This window comes from Hydrogenophaga sp. 70-12 (genome assembly GCF_001897365.1).
GTDB lineage: Bacteria > Pseudomonadota > Gammaproteobacteria > Burkholderiales > Burkholderiaceae_C > Hydrogenophaga > Hydrogenophaga borbori.
Window position 1 is genome coordinate 1 of the sequence record NZ_MKSS01000134.1, and the last position, 15,138, is coordinate 15,138.

Consider the following 15,138-nt stretch of genomic DNA (forward strand, 5'->3'; position numbering starts at 1 on the left):
CAGCTCCTCGGCCATGAGGGCCAGGGGCAGGCCGTCGGGGTGGCGCGACAGGTGCTCGAGCAGCGAGAGGCCGCGGTCCAGGGCAAGGTTCATGTCTCGAGGATTTTGTTATGCGGAAGCCGTTTCCAGCCTGGAAAGTGTTTCCTGTGGCGGCACAAAAATCGTCTCACCGCCAAGCGACAACAGGAGACGACTGTAGGCCAGGCGCCCTTGGCGGCCAAGCCCGCCGCCACATTCCCGCCCCACCATGACCGCCACCGTCCACATCCTCAACGGCCCCAACCTGAACCTGCTGGGCGTGCGCGAGCCGCATCTCTACGGCCACACCACCCTGGCCCAGGTGCGGGACCGATGCCTGGCCCTGTCCGCCGAACTCGGCCTGCGCTGCGTGTTCCGACAGTCCAACCACGAAGGCGTGCTCGTGGACTGGGTTCAGGAAGCGCGCGCCGAGGGGGCGGCCGTGGTCATCAACCCGGCCGGCTTGTCCTTCCGCTCCATTCCGCTGCTGGACGCGCTCAAGATGCTCGATCAGCCCGTGATCGAGGTCCACATCACCAACATCCACCGCCGCGAGGCGCCGTACAGAGACTCGCTCACCTCGCTGGCCAGCACCGGCGTGATCTGCGGGCTGGGACCCATCGGCTACGAGCTCGCGCTGCACGCGGTGGCGCAGCGACTGCGCGCGGCCACCACCGCCTGACACGCTTTCCTTCACAACAACCGCCATTCCCTGGAGACAAGCACCATGAACCGCACCATCGATCGTCGCTCCCTCCTCTGCGCCGGCGCCGGCCTGGCCGCTGGAGCGCTGCTGCCCGGGCAGGCCCGCGCGCAAACCAAGCTGCGTTTCGCCGCGGTGTTCTCGGACACCGACATTCGCGCCGAGATGATCAAGCGCCTGGGCGCCGACATCGCGCCCGACCACAGCATCGAGGCCCACCTCAACTCCACGCTGTTTCGCCAGGGCACGGAGCTGGTCGCCCTGCAGCGCGACAACCTGGAGATGGGCAACATCGCGCCGCAGGACATCTCCAAGCAGGTGCCGGCCTGGTCGGTTCTGACCTCGGCCTACCTGTTCCGCGACGCCAACCACCTCAACGCTTTCTTCGCCAGTGAACTGGGCGCGCAGATGAAGAAGCAGGTGGAGGACCAGCTCAAGGTGAAGATCCTGGGCCCCACCTTCTTCGGCACGCGCCACGTGGGCCTGCGCGGCAAGAAGAAGGTCAATGTGCCGGCCGACCTGGCCGGCGTGAAACTGCGCATGCCCGCCGGCGACGCGTGGCAGCTGCTGGGCCGCTCGCTCGGCGCCAACCCCACGCCACTGGCCTACGCCGAGACCTACACCGGCCTGCAGACCGGCACCGTGGACGGCCAGGACAACCCGCTGCCCAACGTGCAGAACATGAAGTTCTACGAGGTCATGGGCCAGATCGTGCTGACCTCGCACCTGGTGGCCTTCGATCTGCTCACCATGAATCTCAAGGCCTGGCAGGCCATGCCGGCGGACAAGCAGAAGGCCTTCCAGGCGGCGGTCGACAAGGCCATCACCTGGAGCGCCAACGAGCACGTCAAGCGCGAGGCCGAGCTGGCCGAGGGCTTCAAGCGCCAGGGGCTGGACGTGTACGTGCCCAACATCACCGCTTTCCGCGAGCACGCGCAGAAGATCTACCTGGCCTCCGACGAAGCGAAGGCCTGGGCCCCGGGGATCATCGACAAGATCGCCGCGGTCAAGTGATGCGCCTGCTCGCGCGGGCGGCCGAGGCCGTGGCCGCCCTCCTTCTCGGCGTGATCTTCCTCGCCTTCATCCTGCAGATCGCGCTGCGCTACCTGTTCGATCTGCCGGTGGGCTGGACGGCCGAAATCTCGCTCGTCGCCTGGCTCTGGCTGATCCTGTGGGGCGCGGCCTTCGTGCTCAGGGACGAGGAGGAAATCCGTATCGACCTGCTCAAGGCGCTGTTCGGCCCGCGCGGGCAGCGCGTGCTGGCGTCCATCGGTTCCATCGCCACCGTCGCGCTGTTCGCACTGGCCATGCCCGCCACCTGGGACTACGTGAGCTTCATGAAGGTGGAGAGCAGCTCATACCTGAAGATCCGCTTCGACTGGCTGTACTCGATCTACCTCGTGTTCGCCGCCGCCGTCATCGCGCGCCACCTGTGGCTGATCGTGAACGCCCTGCGCGGACGCTCGTCGGCCGACCCCACGCACATAGGTTCCCTGTGAATCCGACGAGTCCGTTCTCATTGGCCGTGGCGGCCATCGTCCTGCTGAGCCTGCTGGGCGTGCCGATCGGCCAGGCCATGATCGGCGCGTCCATCCTGTACCTCTGGCTCAAAGGCATGGACATGGGCAGCGCGGCCGAGCAGCTGCTCAACAGCACCTATTCCAGCTACCTGCTGCTGGCCATTCCGCTGTTTATCCTGGCCGCCAGCTTCATGAGCTCGGGCAGCGTGCTCGACCGACTGCTGCGCTGGTGCAACGCGCTGGTGGGTCGCTTTCCCGGCGGCCTGGCCCAGGTCAATGTGCTGCAAAGCGTGGTGTTCGCCAGCATGTCGGGCTCGGCCCTGGCCGACGCCGCCGGCTCGGGCAAGCTCATGCAGGCCATGATGACGCGCGATGGCCGCTACCCGCCCGCCTTCGCGGCCGCGCTCACCGCCGTCTCGGCGGTCATCGGGCCCATCCTGCCGCCGTCGATTCCGCTGGTGTTGTACGCGCTGGTCTCGGGCACCTCCATCGGCTACCTCTTCCTGGCCGGCGTGCTGCCCGGGCTCTTGTTGGGTGCGGTGCAGATGGCGCTGATCCACTACCTGGCCAAGCGCCACCGCTTCCCGGTGGAAGACGCCGTGCCGATGCGCGAGCTGCCGGGCATCACGCGCGAGGCCCTGCCCGCGCTGATGATGCCCGTGCTGCTGCTGGGTTGCCTCTACAGCGGCATCACCACGCCCACCGAAGCCGCCGGCGTGGCCGCCGCCTACGCGCTGCTCATCTCGGCCTTCTATTACCGCAGCCTGGGCCTGCGCGACGTCTACCAGTCGCTGCAGCAGAGCGCGCGCACCAGCGTCTCCATCGGCATCCTCATCGCGGGCGCCACGGTGTTCAACTTCGTCATCACCTCGGAGAACATCCCCGCCTCGCTGAGCGCGATGATGCGCGGGCTGGAGCTGTCGCCCTTCACCTTCCTGCTGCTCGCCAACCTGCTGCTGCTCGTGTTGGGCGCCTTCCTCGAAGGCTCGACCATCATCCTGGTGATCCTGCCCGTGCTGTTGCCCACGGCCGTGGCGCTGGGCGTGGACCCGGTGCACTTCGGCGTGGTGGCCGTGCTCAACATCATGATCGGCCTGGTCACGCCGCCGTACGGCCTGCTGCTGTTCATGATGACCAAGATCGCCGACGTTTCGCTGGGCGCGCTGGTGCGCGCCACCCTGCCCTTCCTGGGCGTGATGGTGATCGCGCTGGCCATCACCACCTTCTGGCCCGACTTCGTGCTCTTGCTGCCGCGGCTGGCGGGCTACACGGGTTGAACCCGCGAGGGTGCCGCGCATGACCGTGCCCCGCATCGACGGCCACACCCGGGTGATCGCCCACCTCGGCCACCCCACGCACAGCTTCAAGGCGCCGCTCATCTACAACCCCTGGTTCGCGGCCAGCGGCACCAACGCGGTGGTGGTTCCCATCGACTGCCCGGCCGGCGCGCTCGACTCGCTGCTGCCGCCGCTGATGGCCGCGCCCAATGTGCTGGGCGCGCTCATCACCATGCCGCACAAGGTGGGCGTGGTGGCGCTGCTCGACGAGGTCTCGCGCACCGCGCGCGTGGCCGGCGCCTGCAATGCCGTGAAGCGCGCGGCCGACGGCCGCCTCATCGGCGACCTGTTCGATGGCGAGGGCTTCGTGCGCGGCGTGCAGCGCAAGGGCCTCGTGCTCAAGGGCGCCAGCGCGCTGGTGGTGGGCAGCGGCGGCGTGGGCTCGGCCATCGCCGCCTCGCTGGCGGCGGCCGGTGTGGCGCATTTGGCGCTGTTCGACACGAACGGCACGGCCAGCGAAACCCTGAGCCAGCGCCTGCGCGCGGCCTATCCCTTGCTGCAGATCAGCACCGGCAAAAGCGACCCGGCGGGCCTCGATCTCGTGGTCAACGCCACGCCACTGGGCATGGCGCCCGGCGATCCGCTGCCACTGGACGTGGACCGACTCGACGCGCGCACCTTCGTTGGCGAGGTGGTGATGCGCGAGCGCGTCACCGCTTTCCTGTCGGCCGCGCAGGCGCGCGGCTGCCGCGTGCAGGTGGGCACCGACATGCTCTTCGAGCAGATCCCCGCCTACCTCGAATTCTTCGGCCTGCCCGTGGCCACGCCCGAACGTCTGCGTGAGCTCGCGGCGCTCGATGGGCCGCCCGCCGCCCCCAGAGCGTCACCACCGCCGCGCGCGAGCGGGGCGCGCTGAGGCACCACCAGCGGCCCCATCACCCCGGCGATCCACTGCATGAACACCTGCACGCGCCGCGGCAGGTGCCGCCGGTGCGCGTACAGCAGGTTCACCGGCAGCGGCGCGGGCCGGTGGCGCGGCAGCAGCTCCACCAGCTCGCCGGCGCGCAGACGATCGGCCACGCCCCAGCGCGGCACCTGCACGATGCCCAGGCCCGCGAGGCAGGCGCCCATGTAGGCCTCGGAGTTGTCCACGGTGAGCGCGCCCGCCATGGTGACGCGGTGCGTCTGACCACTGGCGTCAAGGTATTCGAACCCCGGCGAGCGCGCGCCCAGCGTGCCCACGTAGTGCACCAGCCGGTGCGCCGCGAGCTGTTCCAGCCGCGTGGGCTTGCCATGGGCGCGCACATAGGTCGCGCTCGCCACGTTGACCAGCTCGCAGCCGCCGAGGGGGCGCGCCACCAGGCTGGAATCCCCCGGCGGCCCGACGCGCAGCACGCAGTCGAAGCCTTCGCGCACCAGGTCCACGCGGCGGTCGGTGCTGCTCAGCTCCAGCTCGAGCCCTGGGTGCGCGGCCAGGAATTCGGGCAGGCGCGGCAACACCATCTGGCGCGCCACGCCCAGCGGCATGTCCACGCGCAAGCGGCCCCGCAGCACGGCGCCTTCGGACTGGAACAGGGTGCGCAGGTCCTCCACGTCGTCCAGCAGGTCGCGGCAGCGCTCGAGAAACAGCTGGCCGTCCTGCGTGACCGCCACGCGACGCGTGGTGCGTTGCAGCAACCGCGTGCCCAGCATCGCCTCGAGCCGCTGCACGGCCGAGGACACGCTGGCCTTGGGCAGGCCCAGGCCAGCGGCCGCCTGCGTGAAGCTGCCCAGCTCGGCCACGCGGGCGTAGATCTTCATGGCGTCCAGGGTGTTCATGGGCCTATTTGTTCTGAAATTTTGAACAGATTGAACAGATGTGGATGGTTTATTCATCTTATTCTGATCAATAGACTGGCTCCATTCCCCTTTTTCTCAGGAGCCCACCATGAACGCGCCGATCCCGAACCCCATTGCCCTCATCACCGGCGGCAGCCGCGGCCTGGGCCGCAACACCGCGCTCAAGCTCGCCGCGCGCGGCGTGGACGTGGTCTTCACCTACCGCAGCCGCGCCGACGAGGCGAAGGCGGTACTCGCCGACATCGAGCGCCTGGGCGCGCGCGCCGTGGCGCTGCCGCTGGACGTGGGCGACAGCCGCGGCTTTCCCGCCTTCGCGCGGGCGGTGCGCGAGCGGCTGGCCAGCGTCTGGGCGCGCGAGCGCTTCGACTACCTGGTGAACAACGCCGGCATCGGCATCCACGCGCCCTTCACCGAGACCACCGAGGCGCAGTTCGACGAGCTGATGAACATCCACCTCAAGGGCAGCTTCTTCCTGACGCAGGCGCTGCTGCCCCTGATCGCCGACGGCGGGCGCATCGTCAACCTCTCCAGCGGGCTGGCGCGCTTCGCGTTGCCGGGCCATGCGGCCTACGCCGCCATGAAGGGCGCTGTCGAGGTGCTGACGCGCTACCTGGCCAAGGAACTCGGGCCACGCGGCATCGCCGTGAACGTGGTGGCGCCGGGCGCCATCGAAACCGACTTCGGCGGCGGCGCGGTGCGCGACAACGCGGGCCTCAACCAGTTCATCGCCGCGCAGACCGCGCTGGGCCGCGTGGGCCAGGCCGACGACATCGGCGACGCCATCTCCACGCTGCTGCTGCCGCAAAACCGGTGGATCAACGCCCAGCGCATCGAAGTCTCGGGCGGCATGTTCCTCTGAACCGGTGCCCGGGCGCGGAACCTCACTCGCTGGGGATCTCGGGCTCCACCAGCTTGGCCAGCTGCTCCAGCGATTCCTGCCAGCCCAGGTAGCACATCTCGGCGGGAATCGCCTCGGGAATGCCCTCCTGCACCACCTGGAGTTCGGTGCCGCAGACCACGGCCTTGAGGGTGACGCTCACCGTCATGGTGCCGGGCAGGTTCGGGTCGTCGAAGCTGTCGGTGTAGCGCAGGCGCTCGCCTGGCACGAACTCCAGGTACTCACCGCCGAAGCTGTGCGACTGGCCGGTGCCGAAATTGGTGAAAGACATGCGGTGCTGGCCACCCAGGCGGGCGTCCATCTGCTGCACCGCGGCGGTGAAACCGTAGGGCGGGAGCCAGCGGCACAGGGCGGCGGGTTCGGTGAAGGCACGGAAGACCCGTTGTGGCGGGGCCTTGAGGACGCGGTGGAGGCGGACGGTTCCGGTGGGCATGTAAGACTCCTTTAAGACAAACAACCAAATCATGACGGCCACCCGGCCGACACACCACCCAAGACCCATGGCCCTGGCATTGTCTCGACGGAGCAGAGGCCCGGAGATCGACAACCGCTGATCGGATCAACAGCGATCGGCATCGCGATCCCAGGCCCGACAAGACAGGGAGCGTCCCCCGGCACCCACCCATGGGTGGCGGATGCCGTCAACGTCTGCAGGAGCCATCGCATGCCACTCTCACGACGCCCCCTGCTGCTGGCCGCCGCGGCCAGCCTGGGCCTTCCCCGTCTGGCCCTGGGGGCCGCGCCCATTCAGTTCGGCTACAGCGCCGTCACGGATTTCGCCTCGGTCTTCGTCGCCGCCACCGAAGGCTTCTTCCGTCGGCGCAAGCTCGACATCGAGCTCCGCTTCATTCCCGTCAACTCCACGATTCCGGCGGCGCTGCAATCGGACGCGCTGCAGATCGGCGGCCCCACCCCCTCCGGCTTCCTGCAGGCCGTGGAAGGCGGCCTGGACCTGGTGGCGGTCGCGGGCGGCGGTGTGACCGCCAAGGACATCGTCAACACCGGCCTGGTCGCCCGGCCGGGCGCGGGCATCGTCACCGCCGCGGACTGCGTGGGCCGCAAGATCGGCGTCCCGGGCCTCAACGCCTTTCTGCACATCACCTGTCGCGCCTGGCTCAAGCAGCAGGGCGTGGACCACCGGCGGGTCCAGTTCGTCGAGGTGCCCTTCATCCTGCAGGCCGATCTGCTGCGCGGCGGCTCCCTCGACGCGACGGTGACGGCCGAACCCTTCCTGACCCGCCTCGTCGACAGCGGCCTCGCCAAGGTCGTCTCCTACTACACCACCTTCCTGCCCGACAACCGGCCCACCGTGCTGCACGTGGCGCGGCGCGACTGGGTGCAACGCAACCCCGAGGCCGTGCACGCGTTCCGCGAAGCGGTGCAGGAAGGCGCCCAGTTCGTGCGGCAACCGGCCAACGAACCGCGCGTGCGGGCGGCCCTGAAGCCGTTTCTCAAGCTGCCCGCCGAGGTGCTGGCCAAGGTGCCGATCACCCGGCCCAACGCCACGCTGACCCCGGACCAGCTCGCCTACTGGGTCGAGCTGATGAAAGACCAGGACATGCTGAAAACCACCCCGGACGTTCAGCGCCTGATCGCCAAGTGAACCCCGACGCCCCGTCCGACGTTTTCCTCCGCTTCGACCGGGTGGCCATCCGCCTTGGCGGACAGGACATCGTCTCCATTCACCGGCTCGACATCGCGCGTGGCGAGTTCGTCTGCATCGTGGGACCCAGTGGCTGCGGCAAGACCACGCTGCTGCGCGCGGCCAGCGGCCTGCTGCGCCCGGCCGAAGGCGAGGTGCGCTGCGAGGGCCGTCCGATCACCGGGCCCTGGCGCGAAATGGCCCTGGTGTTCCAGGACTACGGCCGCGCCCTGCTGCCCTGGCGCACGGTGGAAGGCAACGTGGGCCTGGCGCTGGAGGCCGCTGGCGTGCCGCGCGGCGAACGGACCGCCCGCATCGCCGACGCCCTGCGCAAGGTGGGCCTGCAAGACCATGGCCAGCACTTCCCGGTGCAGCTGTCGGGCGGCATGCAACAGCGCGCGCAGATCGCGCGCTGCCTGGCGCAGCGGCCCCGGCTCATGCTGCTGGACGAGCCCTTCGGCGCCCTGGACGCGCTCACGCGCCAGGGCCTGCAGGACGAGCTGGCCCGCCTGGCGCGCGAGCACGGCCTCACCGTCCTGTTCGTCACCCACGACCTCGAAGAGGCCATCTACCTCGGCGACCGCGTGATCGCCATGCGCGCCCACCCCGGGCCCGGGCGGCCCAGCCTGGCGCACGCGATCGAGGTGCCCATCGCGCGCCCGCGCCACCAGCTCAGCACCCGCGAAGGCCCCGACTTCCTGCGCCTGCGCCGCGAGTTGTTCGACCACGTCGAACGGGGCCATGCCTGAAGCGCATGCCCGCGCATCCGGACCGTGGCGCGCCTTGCGCGCCGCGGCCCTTCCCCTGCTGCTGCTGGGCCTGTTCGAAGCACTCGCCCGGCGCGCGGCCGCCCTGGGCAGCGAGCAGCTGGCGCCGCCCAGCGCCGCGCTGCGCGCGCTGCTGCGCGCGGCCCTGGACGGCTCGCTGTGGCCCGCCACCGGTTTCACGCTCGGCGCCGCCGCGCTGGGCCTGCTGATCGGCGCCGGCCTCGGCACGCTGGTCGGCATCGGGCTGGGCCTGTCGCCGCGCGCCTCGCGCGCCGGCTTCCTGAGCATCGAGCTGCTGCGGCCGCTGCCGTCGGTGGCGCTGCTGCCCCTGGTGATGCTGCTGTTCGGCTTCGGCACCGACCTGGAAGTGAGCCTGGTGGCCTTCAGCACGTTCTGGCCCCAGGTCTTGCTGGTGCAGAGCGCGGTGCGGCAGGTCGACCCCCAGCTGCTCGAGCTGGGCCGGCTGCTGGGCCTGTCCACGGCGCGGCGCATCCGCCTCATCGTGCTGCCCGCCATCGCACCGCGCCTGCTCACGGCCGTGCGCATGGGCACGGGCTTCTCCCTGGTCATCGCCCTCACCGTCGAGATCGCCGGCAATCCCCAGGGCATGGGCTTCGCCATGCTGCTGGCCCAGCAAAGCCTGGAGCCGGCCATGATGATCGGCTGGCTCATGTGGATCGGCGCCATCGGCGTGCTGATCAACACCGGCATGCTGCGCCTGCAGCGCGCGCTGAACCGCCGCCTCGGCGTGACCGTGCCATGAAACAGGCCCAGCCCAGCCACTGGCCGGCGTCGCTCGGCCTGCTTGCCGCGCTGCTCGCGCTGTGGTGGGCCATCGGCCGGGCCGGCTGGGTCAGCCCGGCCTTCCTGCCCACCCCCGAGGCCACCGCGCTCAGCCTGGTCGACGGCCTGCGCGGTGATTTGTTGCACGCCGCCCTGAACACCATCGGGCGCCTGCTGCTCGGCTGGCTGCTGGCCTCCGCGGCGGGCGTCGTGCTGGGGGCCGCCATCGCCAGCACGGCCGCCCTGCGCCCCTGGGTCCAGCCCACGCTGGAGTTCCTGCGGCCGCTGCCCGCCTCGGCGGTGATGCCGCTGGCGATCGCGCTGTACGGCCTGTCCCCAGCCATGGTGCTGGCCGTCATCGCTTTCGGCGCCATCTGGCCGACCCTGCTGGCCACGGTGCATGGCGTGTCCAGCGTCGAGCCGCGCCTGCTCGACGTGGCGCGCTGCCTGCGGCTGTCGCGCCCGGCCTTTCTCTGGAAGATGGGCCTGCCGCATGCGGCGCCGGACATCCTGGCCGGCCTGCGGTTGTCGCTCACGGTGTCGCTGCTCGTCTGCACGCTGGGCGAGATGCTGGCCACCCAGGACGGCCTGGGCCTGACCATCCTGCTGGCCGCGCGCGCCTACCGCGCGAACGAGCTGTTCGCCTGTCTGGTGCTGCTGAGCCTGATCGGCCTGGCGGGCCACGCCCTGCTGGTGCTGGCCGAACACGGGCTGCTGCGCGGGCGCCGGGCCTGAGCACCACGCTTCGCCACGCGCCGAAGCGTGGCACGCGCGATCCGCGCCACAGTAGGGCCCTGGCCCAATTCAGGAGAACGCCCCGTGAACACCGTCTGCTTCATCCGCTACCAGCTCGACCCCTTCCAGGTCCCCGCCTTCGCCGAGTACGCCAGGCACTGGGGCGAGATCATCCCGCGCTGCGGCGGCCACCTCATCGGCTACTTCGTGCCCAGCGAAGGCACGAACGACATCGCCTGGGGCCTGATCGGCTTCGACGACCTGGCCGCCTACGAGCGCTACCGCGCCCGGCTGCGCGCCGACGAGGCCGGACGCGCCAACTTCGAGCGCGCGCGCACGCAGCGCTTCATCCTGCGCGAGCAGCGCAGCTGGCTCAGCGGCGTGCCGGGCACCCTCGCACAGCCGCGCCAGGTGCAGCCATGATCGCGGTGATCTTCGAGGTCGAGCCGGTCGAGGGCGGCGCGCAGCGCTATTTCCAGATCGCGCAGGACCTGCGCCCGCACCTCGCGCACATCGACGGCTTTCTCTCGGTGGAGCGCTTCGAAAGCCTCAGCCAGCCGGGCAAGTTCCTCTCGCTGAGCTTCTGGCGCGACGAGGCCGCGGTGCACGCCTGGCGTGGCCAGGGCGCGCACCGCGAGGGCCAGCGGCAAGGGCGCGGCGGCGTGTTCCAGAATTACCGCATCCGCGTGGCCCAGGTGGTCCGGGACTATGGCCTGCACGAACGCGACCAGGCCCCGCCCGATTCACGCGCCGCGCTGAACTGAAGCCCCCGCATGCACGCCCCGTTCGAACCCGCCCTCACCGCCGTGGCCAGCCTGCTGGCCGACCCCTCGCGCTCGCGCATGCTGCTGCACCTGCTGGGCGGGCGCAAGGCCAGCGCCTCCGACCTGGCCGCCGTGGCCGGCGTGTCGGCGGCCACGGCCAGCGGCCACCTGCACAAGCTGCTCGACGGCCGGCTCATCCGCGTGGAGCCGCGTGGGCGGCACCGCTACTACGCGCTGGCCGACGAATCGGTGGCGCGCCTGCTCGAATCGCTGGCCTCGGTGTCCGAGCGCGAAACCACCAGCCCCGCCTGGCGCCACCCGGCGCGCGCGCGGCTGAAGTACGCGCGCTGCTGCTACCGGCACCTAGCCGGTGAATTGGGCGTGGCGCTGTTCTCGGGCCTGATGCGGCGCGGCGCCTTCGAGGCCGTGCCCGAGGGCCTGGCGCTCACGCCCGCCGGGCACGAGGCCTTGCGCGCCTTCGGCTTCACGCCCACGCCCTCGGGCCGGCGCCGCCGCTACGCCTACGCCTGCCACGACTGGTCCGAGGGCGTGGACCACCTGGCCGGCGAGCTGGCCGAGCAACTGCTGGGGCATTTCATCGGACAGGGCTGGCTGCGGCCGGACGAGGGCCGCGCGCTGGCCCTCACGCCGCGCGGGCAAACCCTGTGGCTGCCCCGCCTGCACGACATGGCGGCGAACGCCTGAGCGCCGCGCGCGCCCATTCTGATCACAGCGGTCCATCGGCCACGGACCCACGCTCGCCTCATCGGCTGAGCCGGCAGGCGTCGCCGCTGGCGGGCCGCTCCACGTCCACGCGCTCCACCACCCACAGGCCGCTGGCCATGCCCTCGAAGATGAAGCGGCACAGGTTTTCCAGGGTGGGCCGCCCCAGGCCCGGCACCTCGTCGAGCAGGTGGTGGTCCAGGCGCTCGCGCACCGCGGCGATGCCCTGGCGCAGCAGCGCCAGGTCCACCACCATGCCGCTGTCGGCTGCGGCCGGCGCGCTCACCGTCACCGCCGCGTGGTAGGTGTGGCCGTGCACCCGCCGGCTCGGCGCGCTGTCGTGCGCGCGATCCAGCGTGTGCGCGGCGTCGAAGAAGAAGCGCTGCGTCAGTTCCAGCTTCATCGGATGCCCAGCGCCTTGTGGGTCTGCACGCTGAGCCGCCAGCGCGGGTCGCGCAGGCACCAGGCCACGGCCAGGCGCGCGTTGGCCGCGCGCGAGGGCCCGTCCATGGGCTGCAGCAGGCGGTGTTCGAAGGCCAGGGCCGCGAGCGCGTCCAGGTCCAGGCCGGGCTGCGGCACCACCACCTTGATCTCCTGGCCCTCGCGCTGAACCAGCGGCGCGCCCTGCTTGGGGCTTACGCACAACCAGTCGATGCCCGCGGGCGCGGCCACCGTGCCATTGGTTTCCACCGCGACGAAGAACCCCCGCGCGTGCAGGGCCTCGATCAGGGCCGGGTCCACCTGCAGCAGGGGCTCGCCGCCGGTGAGCACCACCAGCCGCCGCGCCGCACCGGCGGTCCAGGCCCGGGCCACCGCGCCGGCCAGCGACGCGGCGTCGGCGAAGCGCCCCCCGCCGCCACCATCGGTGCCGACGAAGTCGGTGTCGCAGAAACGGCAGACCGCCCCGGCCCGGTCCGGTTCGCGGCCCGACCAGAGGTTGCAGCCCGCGAAACGGCAGAACACGGCGGGGCGTCCGGCGTTCATGCCCTCCCCTTGCAGGGTGTAGAAGATTTCCTTGACGCTGTAGGCCATGGCGGCGGGCCCGGGCGGGCCGGAAAAAACCGCCAGTGTCGCGCGCGGGGACCGCGCATACCCTCGGCCCTGTGGCCGAGACGGCCCCCTTCACGGCGCCGGCCGCATGGCCGCGCCGCTCCCCGCAAAGGCCGCCCAGCGGCCGGCCTTCAGCCGCCCAGGCCCCACGCCATGGCGGGCTGTTCGGCCGACAGCAGCTGCGCGGCCACCACCTCGCCGCCCGTGTGCTCGCGCACCAGCGCCCGCACGTCGTCCATGGCGGCCAGCACGGCCTCGCGCGGCGTGGGTGGCAAGCCGTCGATGTTGAAGAACACCTGCGTGGTCTCGGGCAAGGTCTGGGTGCTGGCGGCCTGGCGCCAGGTCCAGCGGCGCGTGAGCACACGCGCGCCGTCGGCGAACACGATCTCGCCCCCGGGCGGCGCCTCCGCCGGTCCGCCATCGGGCGGCGCGAAACCATCGCCCGCTCGCGCGTGGCGCAGCGCCAGCCGGTTCTCGCCCACGCCCAGAGGGTGCACGCCGGCCGGCAGCAGGTGGCGCAGCGAGACGATGTTGCCGATGTCGACCAGCGGGTTGATCGAGGGCAACTGGTCGGGCTTGAGCACCCGCCGCGCCAGGGCCTCGATGGCGGCGCGGTGCTCGGAGGGCTTGGCGCCGAAGCGGCGGTAGGCCTCGCGCCAGGCGGCGATGCGCTCGTGTCCGGCCACGTTGCCGCGCACCGCCTCGCGCAGGCCGGCCTCGGCCTCGCGCAGCAGGGCGGCCAGGGCCGGCGCGGCGCGGGTGTTGTCGGCGCCGCGCACCACCACCACGCCACGGCAGTAGCCCGGGTGGGCGGCGAGCACCTCGGCCGCGAGCTGGTAGTGCAGGGTGGTGGGGGTCATGGCGGGGCCCGATAGGGGCGGGCGACGGCGTCAGCCCGCGAGGTTTTTGAACACGTAGCGCACGACCGCCGGCCAGAAGTCGGTGCCCGAGTGCTGCTGCCACAGCAAGGCAAGGTCGGTGAAGGCCTTGTGGAAGACCATGGCCAGCAGGCCCATGAGGCCCAGGATGGCCAACACCTGCAGCACGGTCTTGAACAGGGCGTCGGGGTCGCGTGGCATGGGGGCACAGCTTAGCGGAGCCGGGGATTATTTCTGGTTCGGCAACTGTTCATTCCGCATCCGGTTGTTTATTCCCGAGACGGCAATCCTTACAGTTCATCCCATGCCGGAACACCAAGCGGCATGAAAAGCAAAACCCCGTTAACCACCCGTTATCTTTAAGGAACTGCCATGAACGCCGCCAAAAACATCGCTCTCTCCCTGACTCTTGCCCTGGGCGCCGGTGCCGCTTTCGCCCAAGGCCCCATCGAAGGCAACGAAGTCTTCAACTTCCAATCCACCCTGAGCCGCGCCGAAGTGCAGGCCGAGGCCGTGCAAGCCAACCGCGCCGGCCTGGTGGCCCGCGGTGAGGTCTTCCCAGTGGAAGACAAGGTGGCCGACAGCGGCCTGAGCCGTGCGCAGGTGCGCGCCGAAGCCGCGCAAGCCGAGCGCCTGGGCCTGGTGGCCCGCGGCGAAATCGCGTCGGTGTCCGCCGGCGCGTAAGCCCCCGCGACGACCCGCTCGCCCCACGACAACGGCCCTTCGGGGCCGTTTTTCTTGGGGGGCCGTCAGCGCGGCCCGAGCGGGACCAGGTAGCGTTCGATGAGCCGGGTGTCGCTGTCGGCGCCCTGCCCCGCGCCGCTGGCCTCGTCCAGCAGCGCCTGCACGCCCAGCGCGAGGCGCGGCGCCAGCCCGAGCTGACGCGCGGTGTCGATGGCGATGCCCAGGTCCTTGCGCAAGGTGTCGATGGACACGTGCACCGCGTGATCGCCCACCGCGATGCGCGGCGCGCGCTTGTCGAAGATGCGCGACTGGCCGGCGCTGTTCGACACCACCTCGATGAGCTGCAGCGGCTCCACGCCCGCGCGGTGCGCCAGCGCCATGGCCTCGGCCGTGAGCGCGGCGTGCGCCGCCACCAGCAGCTGGTTGATCATCTTCACGGTGGCGCCCGCGCCGGGCGGGCCCACGTGGTAGACGTGGCGGGTGCAGGCGCGCAGCGCGAAGCCGGCGCGCGCCAAGGCCTCGTCGCTGGCGCCGCAGATCGCCACCAGTTCGCCGCCTTCGGCGCCGGTGGCGCCGCCGCTCACCGGGCCGTCGATCAGCCCAATGCCACGCTCGGCCAGCCGCTCGGCCCAGGCAGCGGCGCAGGCCGGCGGGACCGTGCTGCCCAGCCAGACCACGCTGCCCGCCAGCAGGCGCTTGAGGGCGCCGCTGGGTCCTTCGAGCACGCGCTCCACCTGCTGCTGGTCATGCACCATGAGCAGCAGCACCTCGGCGCCTTGCGCGGCGCTGGCCGGCGAGTCGCAGGCCGTGCCACCGCGTTCGCTGAAGCGCGCGAGCGCGGCGGCGTCGATGTCGAA

The 15,138-nt window shown here is 71.0% G+C and carries 21 protein-coding genes and 1 pseudogene; 14 read left to right on the plus strand and 8 right to left on the minus strand.

Features of this window, described 5'->3' with window-relative positions; genetic code table 11:
• Positions 1-93: helix-turn-helix domain-containing protein (locus BGO22_RS22410; protein ID WP_353744347.1), on the minus strand; the 93-nt coding region annotated here is incomplete at its 3' end.
• Positions 94-247: 154 nt separating this feature from the next.
• Between BGO22_RS22410 and BGO22_RS08190 the strand changes: the two genes are divergently transcribed.
• Genes BGO22_RS08190 through BGO22_RS08210 form a run of 5 tightly spaced genes read left to right on the plus strand, consistent with a single transcriptional unit; the run spans position 248 to position 4,434 of the window.
• Complete coding sequence (locus tag BGO22_RS08190; RefSeq protein WP_070401055.1) at positions 248-700, plus strand: type II 3-dehydroquinate dehydratase; 453 nt, start codon at positions 248-250, stop codon at positions 698-700.
• 45 nt (positions 701-745) lie between these two features.
• Entirely contained in the window at positions 746-1,735 is a 990-nt protein-coding gene (dctP, locus tag BGO22_RS08195) for a TRAP transporter substrate-binding protein DctP (protein ID WP_070401056.1), read from the plus strand.
• On the plus strand, positions 1,735-2,220 hold the full coding sequence (locus BGO22_RS08200; protein ID WP_070401057.1) for a TRAP transporter small permease: 486 nt from the start codon (positions 1,735-1,737) through the stop codon (positions 2,218-2,220). Before dctP ends, BGO22_RS08200 begins: the two co-directional genes overlap by 1 nt.
• A complete protein-coding gene (locus BGO22_RS08205) occupies positions 2,217-3,518 on the plus strand; it encodes a TRAP transporter large permease (protein WP_070401058.1) in 1,302 nt (433 codons plus the stop codon). Before BGO22_RS08200 ends, BGO22_RS08205 begins: the two co-directional genes overlap by 4 nt.
• Positions 3,519-3,537: 19 nt before the next feature.
• Positions 3,538-4,434 (plus strand): shikimate dehydrogenase family protein, encoded by an 897-nt coding sequence (locus BGO22_RS08210; protein WP_353744346.1) that lies wholly within the window; start codon positions 3,538-3,540, stop codon positions 4,432-4,434.
• Positions 4,435-4,445: 11 nt separating this feature from the next.
• On the opposite strand, the pseudogene BGO22_RS08215 reads toward BGO22_RS08210, so the two are convergent.
• Positions 4,446-5,336, minus strand: a pseudogene (locus BGO22_RS08215) (LysR family transcriptional regulator); the annotation flags it as partial.
• A gap of 109 nt (positions 5,337-5,445) precedes the next feature.
• Here BGO22_RS08215 and BGO22_RS08220 point away from each other — a divergent pair.
• The gene (locus BGO22_RS08220) at positions 5,446-6,216 is read left to right on the plus strand and encodes an SDR family NAD(P)-dependent oxidoreductase (protein WP_286850049.1); all 771 of its coding nucleotides are present in this window, start codon (positions 5,446-5,448) and stop codon (positions 6,214-6,216) included.
• A gap of 22 nt (positions 6,217-6,238) precedes the next feature.
• On the opposite strand, the gene BGO22_RS08225 is transcribed toward BGO22_RS08220, so the two are convergent.
• A complete protein-coding gene (locus BGO22_RS08225) occupies positions 6,239-6,688 on the minus strand; it encodes an SRPBCC family protein (RefSeq protein ID WP_070401060.1) in 450 nt (149 codons plus the stop codon).
• Positions 6,689-6,919: 231 nt separating this feature from the next.
• Between BGO22_RS08225 and BGO22_RS08230 the strand changes: the two genes are divergently transcribed.
• From BGO22_RS08230 to BGO22_RS08260, 7 genes are all read left to right on the plus strand, one after another.
• Entirely contained in the window at positions 6,920-7,858 is a 939-nt protein-coding gene (locus tag BGO22_RS08230) for an ABC transporter substrate-binding protein (RefSeq protein WP_286850052.1), read from the plus strand.
• Positions 7,855-8,646, plus strand: coding sequence for an ABC transporter ATP-binding protein (locus BGO22_RS08235; protein ID WP_070401061.1), 792 nt, complete (start codon positions 7,855-7,857; stop codon positions 8,644-8,646). The genes BGO22_RS08230 and BGO22_RS08235 overlap by 4 nt, the downstream gene beginning before the upstream one ends.
• Positions 8,639-9,427, plus strand: a complete 789-nt coding sequence (locus BGO22_RS08240) for an ABC transporter permease (protein ID WP_286850054.1) — start codon at positions 8,639-8,641, stop codon at positions 9,425-9,427. Before BGO22_RS08235 ends, BGO22_RS08240 begins: the two co-directional genes overlap by 8 nt.
• Entirely contained in the window at positions 9,424-10,182 is a 759-nt protein-coding gene (locus BGO22_RS08245; RefSeq protein ID WP_286850056.1) for an ABC transporter permease, read from the plus strand. The genes BGO22_RS08240 and BGO22_RS08245 overlap by 4 nt, the downstream gene beginning before the upstream one ends.
• A gap of 84 nt (positions 10,183-10,266) precedes the next feature.
• Complete coding sequence (locus BGO22_RS08250; RefSeq protein ID WP_070401064.1) at positions 10,267-10,605, plus strand: NIPSNAP family protein; 339 nt, start codon at positions 10,267-10,269, stop codon at positions 10,603-10,605.
• Positions 10,602-10,946 (plus strand): antibiotic biosynthesis monooxygenase family protein, encoded by a 345-nt coding sequence (locus tag BGO22_RS08255; RefSeq protein ID WP_070401065.1) that lies wholly within the window; start codon positions 10,602-10,604, stop codon positions 10,944-10,946. Before BGO22_RS08250 ends, BGO22_RS08255 begins: the two co-directional genes overlap by 4 nt.
• Before the next feature lie 9 nt (positions 10,947-10,955).
• Positions 10,956-11,651, plus strand: coding sequence for an ArsR/SmtB family transcription factor (locus tag BGO22_RS08260; protein ID WP_286850060.1), 696 nt, complete (start codon positions 10,956-10,958; stop codon positions 11,649-11,651).
• A 58-nt stretch (positions 11,652-11,709) separates the two neighbouring features.
• On the opposite strand, the gene BGO22_RS08265 is transcribed toward BGO22_RS08260, so the two are convergent.
• From BGO22_RS08265 to BGO22_RS08280, 4 genes are all read right to left on the minus strand, one after another.
• Complete coding sequence (locus BGO22_RS08265) at positions 11,710-12,072, minus strand: 6-carboxytetrahydropterin synthase (RefSeq protein ID WP_286850062.1); 363 nt, start codon at positions 12,070-12,072, stop codon at positions 11,710-11,712.
• Positions 12,069-12,701 (minus strand): 7-carboxy-7-deazaguanine synthase, encoded by a 633-nt coding sequence (gene queE / locus BGO22_RS08270; RefSeq protein WP_204744127.1) that lies wholly within the window; start codon positions 12,699-12,701, stop codon positions 12,069-12,071. Before queE ends, BGO22_RS08265 begins: the two co-directional genes overlap by 4 nt.
• A gap of 149 nt (positions 12,702-12,850) precedes the next feature.
• Positions 12,851-13,579, minus strand: coding sequence for a B3/B4 domain-containing protein (locus tag BGO22_RS08275; RefSeq protein WP_286850065.1), 729 nt, complete (start codon positions 13,577-13,579; stop codon positions 12,851-12,853).
• 30 nt (positions 13,580-13,609) lie between these two features.
• Entirely contained in the window at positions 13,610-13,798 is a 189-nt protein-coding gene (locus BGO22_RS08280) for a hypothetical protein (protein WP_070401070.1), read from the minus strand.
• 171 nt (positions 13,799-13,969) lie between these two features.
• On the opposite strand from BGO22_RS08280, the gene BGO22_RS08285 reads away from it, so the two are divergent.
• Positions 13,970-14,281 (plus strand): DUF4148 domain-containing protein, encoded by a 312-nt coding sequence (locus BGO22_RS08285; RefSeq protein WP_070401071.1) that lies wholly within the window; start codon positions 13,970-13,972, stop codon positions 14,279-14,281.
• Between the two features lie 65 nt (positions 14,282-14,346).
• Here the strand turns inward: BGO22_RS08285 and BGO22_RS08290 are convergent.
• Positions 14,347-15,138: NAD(P)-dependent oxidoreductase (locus tag BGO22_RS08290; RefSeq protein WP_286850070.1), on the minus strand; the 792-nt coding region annotated here is incomplete at its 5' end.